This window comes from Actinosynnema sp. NPDC023658, assembly GCF_040639995.1.
GTDB lineage: Bacteria > Actinomycetota > Actinomycetes > Mycobacteriales > Pseudonocardiaceae > Actinosynnema.
In genome coordinates, this window is record NZ_JBFAAX010000181.1 from 1 (window position 1) to 10,787 (window position 10,787).

The following is a 10,787-nucleotide window of genomic DNA, read 5'->3' on the forward strand; positions in this document are numbered from 1 at the left end:
TTGAGCTCGGTGACCGCCCTGGGCGTGTCGGGGGCCGCCGTCCTCGTGCGCGACAAGGGACCGATGGTCCAACCCAGGCTGGTCGCCACCGGTGCGGTAGGCGAGGCCACGGAGGGGCTGCTGGTGCGAGTGTCCGCCACGATCACCGGGGCGCCGGAGTCCGACCTGCCCTACGGGTCCAAGTTCTCCGTCGACGACGGCTCCGGCCGGCTCACGATCTTCGTCAACACGCAGACCGGCATCGACCTCACCGGCCTCGTCGTGGGCCAGTCCGTGCGCGTCACCGGCTTCAGCAGCCAGTACGACACCCACTACGAGATCGACCCGCGCTTCCCCTCCGACATCGCCGTCCACCGGCCGTAGGACGCGAGGACGACCGCAGAGGGAGCCGGCACACCGCGAAACGGAGTTCACATGCGCCCGCGTCACGCCCTCATCGCCGCCGCCGTCTGCCTCGCCGTCCCACTGCTGACCGCCGCCCCGGCCTCGGCCGGGATCGTGGACGTCAGTTGCGGCCCGCCCAGCAGCCAGACCAACACCTACAGCCCGCCGCTGACCGCCACCCCGCAAACCGTCGTCGTCAACTCCTCGGCCCGGTACACCTGCGTCTCGGCCGGCGTGCCCGCCCTGACCTCCGGCACCCGCACCGTCGAGGTCAGCTCCCCCGGCCGGTCGTGCCTGGACCTGCTCACCGGGTTCCCCGTCACCCTGACCATCACCTGGAACACCGGCCAGACCAGCACCCTGTCCGGCAGCTCCACCGTCGCCACCGCCGGCGCGACCCACGTCGTCACCATGACCGGCACCGTCACCGCCGGGCTCTTCGCCGGGGACGCGGTCGTGTCGACCGCCATCAGCCCGTCCGCACCGATCCTGCTGTGCACCCTCGGGCTGGGCACCGTCTCCAGCACCACCTCGACCCTCCTGCTCGAGATCACCTCGACGTAGCCGCCGACCCCGCCGCAGCCACTTCGGCGTCCGACCGTCCGCTGGTCGGTGCAGGACCACTCCAGGGTCCCGACGCCGCAATGGGCGTTCGCTCGACATGGGCGGAATGATCAGTAGCGCCTTCGGCCTCCGGCGGCACGCTGCCCGCGTGCGCAGTGCTCCTCCGCGCGTCCAGGTGCGCCAGGGTGCGAAGGGAGCGCCCCCGCACCTCCTGGAACCCACGTCCAGAGCAGTCGACGACCGGTCGACATGCAGCTCGTGGCATTCCGGCCGATTCCCCATCGTGGAAGGAAGGACCGCCTGCGGGTGGAATCCGGCCGTGCCCTGGAATCAAGCAGAGGAGTTCTGTCGCATGACGTGAAACTTCGTTCGTTCATACCTGTGAATTCGACGGTCGGCTCGGCCACCTGTTTCACCTGGTGGGCACTGTTGCGCGTGTCAGCACGCGTCGGTTGACTCGCACCCGTGCAGCAGCACGAACTCGAAGCCTTCCGGCGTGGTAGGCGCGGACGCCTGTTCGACGAGTGTCCGCAGGCCGTGCCCGGGGACCACCGGTCACGGCCTCCCGCGTGTCGACCGCTCCGGTTGCCCGCGGAGCGGACCCACTCCAGACAGGATGCGCAGCCATGTCAGTCACGGACGAACTCCTGGCCAACAACGCCGTCTACGCCGAGCAGTTCAGCGGCCCGCTCCCCCTCCCACCCGCCAAGCACGTCGCCGTCCTGGCGTGCATGGACGCGCGGATCGACGTCTACCGGGTACTCGGCCTCAACGAGGGCGAGGCACACGTCATCCGCAACGCGGGCGGCGTCGTGACGGAGGACGAGATCCGCTCGCTCGCCATCAGCCAGCGGCTGCTCGGCACGGTCGAGATCATCCTGATCCACCACACCGACTGCGGGATGCTGACCTTCACCGACGACGAGTTCAAGAAAGCCATCCAGGACGAGGTCGGCGTGAAGCCTTCCTGGGCCGCCGAGTCGTTCACCGACCTCGACGCCGACGTGCGCCAGTCCATCGAGCGGATCAGGAACAGCCCGTACATCCCGGTGAAGGACTCGATCCGCGGGTTCGTGTTCGACGTCGCGACGGGGAAGCTCGACGAGGTCGTCCAGACGCCACGGGGTTGATCTCGTGCTCGGTGATGCGCAAGCGCCGCCGGGCACGAGGGGCACCCGGCTGACGCTGCCGGGGCACGTCGGTTGACGGACGGAGGAATGAGGGCGACCGTCCGCGCCGGGATCACATCGGGGTGACGCGGGCGGTTCCACCTCGACCGTGCCCGTGCACGTGGGCGATCGGCCGGCCGGCCGGGCTGGTGCTCGCGGAGGTCGACCGCCGCCCGGCTGGGACGTGACTTGTCCACGATCAGCCGGGAGGTCTGCGCAGAGGTCCCCCGGCTGCTGCCCCGACTCGGGTCGCCGTTGCGGGCTGTTCGTCGACCGGGTGGGCGCCCCGTCCGCGGCGACCGTCGCCGCGGTCACGTCGAACCACTCGGCCACCACGTCCACCGCCCTCGGCCGCCGAGAGTCGTTCGACGTCCGGACGTGTACGCCCACCACCGGTGAACTCCTGTCCAGTGCCGGAGGCCAAGGGCTCCGGGCGTGACGCCGTCTGCCGCGGTCGTCTCCCCGGCGCGAGCGCTGCTCGTCCGCTGGACTCGGACCTGTCGACGGGAACTCCTCGGCCGCACGCTGATCCGCGACCAACGGCACCTGCGCCGCGCACCGCGTGAGCACGGGAAGTCCGCCAACACCCGACGACCGAAAGAAGTACCGGGCACCGCTGTTCACCGTATGGCGGTGTACGCCGATTCGCCCAGGAACTAGACTGATGGGGTCACCCAGGACCCCGGTAGCGGCTGCACCCGTTCACGGAACGGATGTGCACCGGACCGGGGTTCTTCCGTGTGCGACCCCATCCGGCGCGGCCCCTCGACGACGGGCCGCGCTACAGGAAGAAGGCGTCATGCGACGCACCCGCACCACCGTCCACGCCCTGCTCGGCATCGCCGCCGTGGTCGGGGCGACGGCAACCTTCACCCCTGCGGCGCAGGCGGCGACCATCCCCGTGGCGTGCGGCGAGAACGCGCTCGTCACGGCGGTCAACCTCGCCAACTCCACCCCCACCGCGGACACCCTCGCCCTGGCCGGCGGCTGCACCTACACCCTCACGACACCGCACGGCGGCCTCGACAACGGACTGCCGGTCATCACGACCCCCATCACGATGGTCGGCCCGGCCACCATCACCCGCCTCTCACCGACGCCGTTCCGCATCGCTGAAGTCGGCACCACCGGCGACCTCACGCTCATCACCGCGGTCGCCGTCACCAACGGCAGCTCGCTCACCAGCGGCGGCGGCATCCTCAACCGGGGCGCGGTGACCTTCACCAACAGCAGCCTCACCGGCAACACCGCCGTGCTGGTCGGAGGCGGCCTGGCCAACGCCGACACGCCCACCGGCACCGCGCCCGCCGCGACCTTCACCCGCAGCCCGGTGACCGGCAACTCCGCCCTGACCGACGGCGGCGGCCTCTACAACGGCCTCAGGGGCACGCTGACGGTCACCGGCGTCACCGGCGGTCCGCTGCCCGTCAGCGGCAACACGGCGGCACGGGGTGGCGGCATCGCCGCGGTGAACTCCACGGCGACGTCCCTCACCAACACCGCGGTCACCGCCAACACGGCACTGCTCACCGCAGGCGGCGTGCTCCGCCTCGGTGGCACCATGACCACCACGACTTCGCCGATCAGCGGGAACACGCCGAACAACTGCGTCGGCAGCACCCCGGCGGTGCCCGGCTGCACCGGGTAACGGCATCGGTCCCGGGGCCGCGCACTCGCGGACTTCCCGACCGGCTCCGGGGACCGACGGCGCCACCGAGTCACTCCCGAGGACTTCCACGGCATCAGCACGCGCCGTTCACCCGGCGGTGTGCGATGCCGCAACGGGTTCTCCGCTCGCCGCCTCCTCGCGGCGGAGCGATCTGCGCAATCCCACAACTCTCAGGAGGTCGGAGTCATGAAACGATTATTCCGGGTTTCAGCCGCGGCCGTGCTGGCGGCAGGCATCACCACAGCCGCCGTCCCGGGCTTGGCGTACGCGGTGGCGGTCAGTCCGCCGCTGGGCACGGCCGCGGGTTTCGCGGTGCTCGGTGCGACGACCGTGACCAACACCGGTCCCAGCGTCATCACCGGTGACCTGGGAGTCAGTCCCGGCATGTCGGTGGTCGGGTTCCCACCCGGCGCGGTCGACGGGACCATCCACGCCGGTGACCCGGCAGCGACCCAGGCCCAGGGTGACGTCGCGACGGCCTTCGCCTTCGCCGCCGGTCAGTCCTGCGACCAGGACCTCAGCGGCCAGGACCTGGGCGGCAAGACGCTGCTCCCCGGCGTGTACTGCTTCGCCTCCTCGGCCCAGCTGACCGGCACCCTGCGGCTCGACGCGCAGGGTGATCCCACCGCGGCTTGGCTCTTCCAGATCACCAGCTCGCTCACCACCGCGAGCAACTCCGCGGTCGTGCTGGTCAACGGCGCGGCCCCCTGCAACAACGACAACGTCACCTGGCAGGTCGGCAGCAGCGCCACCGTGGGCACGGCCACCAGCTTCGTCGGCAACGTCCTGGCGAACACGTCCATCACCCTCAACGCCGGCGCCAACACCACCGGCGGCCTGTACGCGCACACCGGCGCGGTCACCCTCGACACCAACAGCGTGAGCACCTGCGCCGCGTCCGGCGGCAAGGCGAGCCCCACCCTCACCACCACCCCCTCGGGTTCCGTCCCGGCCGGCGGTCAGATCTCCGACACCGCCCAGGTGGTCGGCGGGGCGACGCCCACCGGATCCGTCACCTTCACCCTGTACGGTCCCGGTGACCCCACCTGCACGACCCCGATCGCCACCAGGACCAGTCCCCTGAGCGGTGCCACCGCCTCCTCCGGGCCCGTCCAGGCGGGCGCTGCCGGCACCTACGAGTGGGTCGCGACCTACTCCGGCGACGTCGACAACAGCCCCGCGCTCTCCCCCTGCGGCAGCGAAACCGTGATCGTCACCGCGCAGACGCTGACCGGGCGGGCATACGGGCTCCAGGCCAAGGCGACCCTGCTCGGACAGCCGCTGGTCACCGTGCTGCCGACGCCGGACACCGGCTTCGTCTCGACCACCTCGTCCTCGACCACGTCGACGCCCTGCGTGGCGACGCTGAACGGCCCGGTCGGCGCCCACGTGCTGTGCGCCAACGTCACCACCGTCGCCCACCCCGGCAAGTCGACCGCCACCGCGTCGGTCGCCGACGCCACGGTGGGCATCGTGGGTATCCCCACCATCACCACCGGGGCCGTCCAGTCCTCCTCGACGACCACCTGTGCCGGCTCCACCGGCACCACCACCATCGCCTACCTCAAGGTCGGCGGCACGGTCGTGATCGCCCAGCCCACCCAGGTCGCCCCCAACACCAGGGTCTCCGTGGGCGTCGTGTCACTGGTCCTCAACCAGCAGATCGCGTTCTCCACCCCTGACGACGGCCTGACCGTCAACGCGATCCGCATCACCGTCAACACGGTCGGCCTGGCCGCCGTCACCACCACCGTCGCGTCCTCCGAGAGCGACATCTCCGGCTGCCCGTGACGAACCGCTGACCGAGCCGGACGCCCTGCGCAACCGCTCGTTGTAGCCGAACTGGCCGGGCAGAGCCGGGATCACCGCCAGGTGACCTGGCCCGACATCGGTCAACCAGGACCGTAGGCCGACCTCGGGCCGACGCGGAGCCAGGTGCGGCGATCAGCAGGTCGTCGGTTCTGACGTGGGGCGCGGTCGCGAGGGTGTCGAGGTCGGTGGTCACAACCCGTACGTCGTCACCCTCGCTTCGCACGCCCGGTAACGGCCCCTCGGACTCACCCGTCCAGTCGGTCATCCACCGGACGCCGAATGAGATGACCCGCAGGCACGGCAACAGCTGGCGACACCGGCGGAGGCACTTCCGTCCGGCGAGGCCGGCTGGGCGGTACCGGGGATCTCCTACGCGGGACCGGATCCTTCACAGGCCACGCGGCTGTTCGCGGCAACGTTCCTCGTGGTCGGACAACAGGGTGGCCGGAACGCGCGGATGCGATCGGCGAGTTCCCTGGCCCCGCGGTGGGACCGCCGCCGCTGCGCCTCGTTGCGCAACGGTCGCAGCCGTTCCGCGGTGCGGTGGGACGCGAGCTGTTCGCACAGGTCGACCGCACGTGCACCCGCTTCCAACCCCTCGTGCACCTGATCGTCGACCAGGTGGCAGACGGCCAGGGAGATCAGGCTGAACGCCCGACGTCGCGCCATGTCGGCCCCGTAGCCCTGCACGGCCGACGTCAGCAGCAGCACCCCCAGACGCGCGTAGTGCGGATCGACCACCTGCGCCAGCTCGGTGTAGACGATCCCGGTCAACGCCGACAGGTCGTTGCGGGTGGAGAACGCCGGCCACTCCGCTCCCGGACCGCCGTGCACCTCGGCGAGTGACTCGTCGAGGTCGGAGAGCAGCGCAACGGCGTCCTGCTCCCGCCTCAACCGGGCCCAGGACCACGCCGTGTTGGCCTTGATCAGGGCCGCCGCGCGGGACGACCCGCTGGCCTCGGCCGCCAGCGCGCCGAGCCGGAACTCCGCCAACGCACGGGTCGGTTCGTTGTGGTGCAGCCGCAACCGCCCCAACTGGTGGCGGACGTTCGACGTCAACGACGTGTTGCCGACCGACGAGGCGAGCCTCAACGCGGTGCCGAAGTAACCCACGGCCGCATCGGCCATCCCCGTGTCGAACGACACCCACCCCGCCAAGCTGTGCAGGTCGGCCACGGCGGTGCGCAGTCGAGCCCCTCCGGCACCGGAGGGGGAAGCGTCCACCAGGGCCAGGGCGGCGGGCAGGCGGCCCACCGCCGCGTCACGGGCTGGAACACCGCCATACCGCTGGTCCAGTGCCCGCACCTCGCCGGCGAACGCTTCCAGGTCCGCGACCTCCGACAGGCCGGAATCACCGGCAGCGGCCGGGTCTCCCGGTCTCGCCGGGACGCCGTGAACCGACTCGTGCGCAGGATCGAGCACCTTGACTACCTCCGGACGGCGACGGGCTGATTCCGCCAGGGTCCGGGGCGATGTAGATCAACGTTCCCACACGACACCCCCCTCGCCGGTGTCCGTCACTCGAAAGTGTCAGCCGGACCGGGTGCACGTCGGAAGCTCGCCCTGGCCGGTGGCAGGGCTGCTTCCGGCAGCCGCACGCGGTGACGTCCCGCAGTCGTCGAGACCGGGCATCCTGAACGGGCACACCACCGCACACGGTCGTTTCCTGCGTAGAAGAAGGCCGGGTGGACAAGACAAGCAGAAGGCGGCGCTTCCAGGGTCGTCATGCGACCGGCTCCCCGTGCCCGCCACGCGGTCGTGGACGGGCACGGTCCGAAGTCCGGGCGAACGGCTTGCTGGTGGACATGTCCACCTCTCCGCCCAGGACGGGCATCCGGTCAGCCGCTGTGCGCGGACAGGGACCGATCACCACGGAGTGGGTGTTCGAGTGCACGCACGCCACCTGCGCGAATGCCCACTCCTGTACGTCGGGGCCAGCACAGTCGCCTGCCGCCGGGAGTCGAACGCGGTGTCCCGGCGGTCGACGTCGTGAGCACCGCCGCCACGACCTCGTCCGTGCCGCCCGGGTGATTTCACGCCCACCGGCCGTCCCCGGCCGCGGTGTCCGAACGACTCAGGCCAACCGGACCTCGGCCCAGACTGTTTTCCGGTCGTCGGCACGCAGATGTCCCCAGTTGACCGACAGCCGGTTGACCATGAGCAGGCCGCGGCCGGTTTCGGGTACGTCCAGCCTGCCCAGAACCGGCAGCAGGCTCGAACTGCCGTCGGCCACCTCGATCCGCACCAGATCGCGGTCGGGCAACCGGTGCATCCGCAAGCGTCGCGGTGCTCGGGCATGCCGGTAGGCGTTGCCCACCAACTGCGCGGCGACGACCTGGACGTCCACGAGCCGATCGTCACCGACCCCGGCCACCACGCCGGCGACCAGTCCCATCAGGGCTGCTGTGGACGGACGACTGTCGGGCAGGTCGAGATCGACGCTCTTCAGCGGAAGATCGACAGTGTTCACTGCACGCCCTCGATGCCTGTGACCTCACAAGGCACAGATACGACACCGTACACCCGCGGCGGATTGGTCGTCATGGCGACGACACGAGCCGCCGGGGATCGGTGTGGAGATCGGGTTCCCCGGGTAGGTCGAGGCCATGGGTGCGGTCGAGCGGGTCGGTTCCAGGGCGCAGGGCGACGGACGCGGGGGTGGCCGGGGTCGGCTCGTGCTGAGCGTGGACCTGCCGGGGTCGCGGATGCCGTCACAGGAGTTGCGGCGTTGGGTCCGGGCGGCGTTGTACCAGGAGGACGAGGACTGCGCGGAGAAGGTCTGGTTGGTCCTCGCAGAGCTGACGGCCAACGCCCGCGACCACGGGCGGCCCCCGGTCGAGGTCAGGGTCTGGAGTTCGACGACCTCGACGGCGGTACGGGTCGAGGTCGAGGACGCATGTCGCGAAGTGCCTGTCCCGGGCGCCTCCCGGTGGCGCGGGGCGCGCGGCTTCGGCCTGGTGCTCGTCGACGGCTTGGCGTGCCGGTGGGGTGTCGACGCCCACCCGACGGGCAAAACCGTGTGGGCCGAGCTGGGCGGCGGAATCACCACCGCCACACCGGTGCCCTGACCGAAGGCTCAGCCATCGACCCGGTGCAGGGATGAGACCCGCGCCACCACCGGTGTCGCGGTCCCCGTCCTCCGAGCCGTTGGCCACGACCGGCTCCAGCGACCGGGCGCAACCGCAGGCGGGGATGCGTTGACGCGGTGAGGCGGCCTCCCTGCCGCAGTGCCGGCAGTCCGACGTCCTCGGCCCCGACGACCGTCCGAGCGGGGCAATCCGGCCGACGCTCCAGACGAAGCTCAAGCACCGCGATCGGAACACCGCGTCCGTGACCGCACCCGTCGGTCACACGGCGCCATCACCGCAGCTCAGCGGTTCGGCGCAGAGTTCGGGCGCCGCGCAGACCTCCGAAGCCGCGCCGTACCCGACTCCGCAGTCACCTACCGCTACCTGGTTGCCCGTGTTCGGCACCGTGAGTAACTGTTGGTCAGCCCGGTGTGTCCCACGTGGGAGGCGGAGATGCGTCGCACCGTCCTGGTACTGCCGGCGTTCCGCGCCACGTCGCACCCCGCCGGCGTCAGTGCAGGGCCCAGAGCGACCCACCTCGCCAACTGCACCACGGCGACGCCGATACCTGTCGTCCACCTCGCTCGCGACCGGGTTCTCCAGGCTCTCGAACAGATGCGGCACACGCCTCAGCCGCGAGTGCACCCCGATGACGACCATCAGGAGCCCACCTGCGACCCGCTGGTCCTGTCCCCGTGTCCGGTCTGGTACCAGACGCAAGGGGTGCTGCGGGGATCGGTGGGAGCGTTCACCCGAGAAGGTTGGAAGCGAAGACAAAGGAGTCCGCTCGATGACCTCACCCCTGTTATCCAGGATCGGACGCGGCGCTGCCGTGGCGGTCGCGGCCGCCGCGACCACCCTCACCCTCACCGGCGGTGCGAGCGCCGACCCCGCCGCGTCGTCGGTGGCGTTCGCGGCCGAGCACACCGACCGCTGCATTAGCAGCTACACCGCAGGCCAGCTGGCCTGGCGCAACACGCTGCCGGTCCTGCCGGCCGAACCCGTGACCGCGGTCAAGGTCACCGGTGAAGTCGCCCTGCGCAACATCACCCCGTGCACCCCGCCCGCCGGTGCCGTCGCGGTGGCCGTGTTCACCGCCTACAGCGGCCGCACCGTCGTCGACACCGAACGCCGGAGCACCACCAGCGCGGCCAAGTTCGAGTTCCTGCTCACCGTGCCGCTCGTCCCGACGCCGACCCCGGTGCCCATCGACCGCGTCACCGTCCAGGTCTGCCACGCCCCCATCACCCCCATCCCCGAGCCGGACCTCACCTGCGGTGAAATCTCCAGCTACCCGATCTGAGCCTCGGCCAGCCGTGAGGTGGATCGTGCGGAACGCCCAGGACCGCGACCGGCACCGCACCGCCGGAAGATGTGATTGATCAGCACGACTCCCGCCGGTCGTCGCCTGGCGGGGGTCGTGCCGGTGCGAATCGGTGCCCGACTCTTCCGACCGACGCCGAACGCGGTTCCGGCGGTCGTGCGCGATGCGTCACGCACCGGTAACGCGTGGCGGAACACGCTGCGGTCATCCGAATTCCCGGAGACCACACGGAGGACGCAATGCGAACCCGACAGCTCTACCCCATCCTGGCCGCAGGTGCCCTGGTCGCGGGCGGTTTCCTGGGTGCCGGTGTCGCCTCGGCGGCGGTCCCGTGCGTCGTCGGCCCCGGCGTGACGCAGACCGGCACCACGGTGTTCGGTTCCGGCGGGAACGACACGATCGACTGCACCAGCGCCAACCCCGGCAAGACCATCCACGGCAACGGCGGCAACGACACCATCACCGGCACCGCCTACATCGACACGATCAACGGCGGCGCCGGCGACGACACCCTCACCGGCCTGGTGGGCAACGACACCCTCAACGGCGACCTGGGCACGGACACGATCAACGGCTCCGCCGGCAACGACACGCTCAGGGGCCCGGGCACCGACCTCGCCCAGGACACCCTCAACGGCGGTGACAACACCGACTCCTGCGGACCCGTCGGCGTGCCCCCGGACCTCCGCAGCAGCTGCGAGTCGTAGCACTCGGGCACCGCCGAGATGACCGCGCCGACCACGGCGGACGACGACCCGGCCCGGAATGGGGGGCGGGTCGTCCCGCGTGGGTGAGGC

9 protein-coding genes and 1 pseudogene are annotated in these 10,787 nt (G+C 70.9%); 8 read left to right on the forward strand and 2 right to left on the reverse strand.

Going from position 1 to position 10,787, the window contains the following annotated elements; all coding sequences use genetic code 11:
• From AB0G02_RS19575 to AB0G02_RS19595, 5 genes and pseudogenes are all read left to right on the forward strand, one after another.
• Positions 1-363: pseudogene (locus tag AB0G02_RS19575) on the forward strand (hypothetical protein); the annotation flags it as partial.
• A gap of 51 nt (positions 364-414) precedes the next feature.
• Positions 415-948 carry a hypothetical protein gene (locus AB0G02_RS19580; protein ID WP_360796182.1) on the forward strand — a complete coding sequence of 178 codons (534 nt, stop codon included), beginning with the start codon at positions 415-417 and terminating at the stop codon, positions 946-948.
• Between the two features lie 626 nt (positions 949-1,574).
• Complete coding sequence (locus AB0G02_RS19585) at positions 1,575-2,078, forward strand: carbonic anhydrase (RefSeq protein WP_360796185.1); 504 nt, start codon at positions 1,575-1,577, stop codon at positions 2,076-2,078.
• Between the two features lie 838 nt (positions 2,079-2,916).
• Complete coding sequence (locus AB0G02_RS19590; RefSeq protein WP_360796187.1) at positions 2,917-3,765, forward strand: hypothetical protein; 849 nt, start codon at positions 2,917-2,919, stop codon at positions 3,763-3,765.
• Positions 3,766-3,972: 207 nt separating this feature from the next.
• Positions 3,973-5,577, forward strand: coding sequence for an ice-binding family protein (locus AB0G02_RS19595; RefSeq protein ID WP_360796190.1), 1,605 nt, complete (start codon positions 3,973-3,975; stop codon positions 5,575-5,577).
• 390 nt (positions 5,578-5,967) lie between these two features.
• On the opposite strand, the gene AB0G02_RS19600 is transcribed toward AB0G02_RS19595, so the two are convergent.
• Positions 5,968-7,020: a tetratricopeptide repeat protein gene (locus AB0G02_RS19600; RefSeq protein ID WP_360796193.1), complete on the reverse strand. Its 1,053-nt coding sequence runs from the start codon at positions 7,018-7,020 to the stop codon at positions 5,968-5,970.
• A 652-nt stretch (positions 7,021-7,672) separates the two neighbouring features.
• Positions 7,673-7,993, reverse strand: a complete 321-nt coding sequence (locus AB0G02_RS19605; RefSeq protein WP_360796196.1) for an ATP-binding protein — start codon at positions 7,991-7,993, stop codon at positions 7,673-7,675.
• A 211-nt stretch (positions 7,994-8,204) separates the two neighbouring features.
• Here AB0G02_RS19605 and AB0G02_RS19610 point away from each other — a divergent pair, with 211 nt between their 5' ends.
• From AB0G02_RS19610 to AB0G02_RS19620, 3 genes are all read left to right on the forward strand, one after another.
• Positions 8,205-8,666, forward strand: coding sequence for an ATP-binding protein (locus AB0G02_RS19610; protein WP_360796198.1), 462 nt, complete (start codon positions 8,205-8,207; stop codon positions 8,664-8,666).
• Positions 8,667-9,456: 790 nt separating this feature from the next.
• A complete protein-coding gene (locus AB0G02_RS19615; protein ID WP_360796201.1) occupies positions 9,457-9,969 on the forward strand; it encodes a hypothetical protein in 513 nt (170 codons plus the stop codon).
• Positions 9,970-10,229: 260 nt separating this feature from the next.
• Positions 10,230-10,697, forward strand: a complete 468-nt coding sequence (locus AB0G02_RS19620; RefSeq protein ID WP_360796204.1) for a hypothetical protein — start codon at positions 10,230-10,232, stop codon at positions 10,695-10,697.
• Positions 10,698-10,787 lie beyond the last annotated feature (90 nt).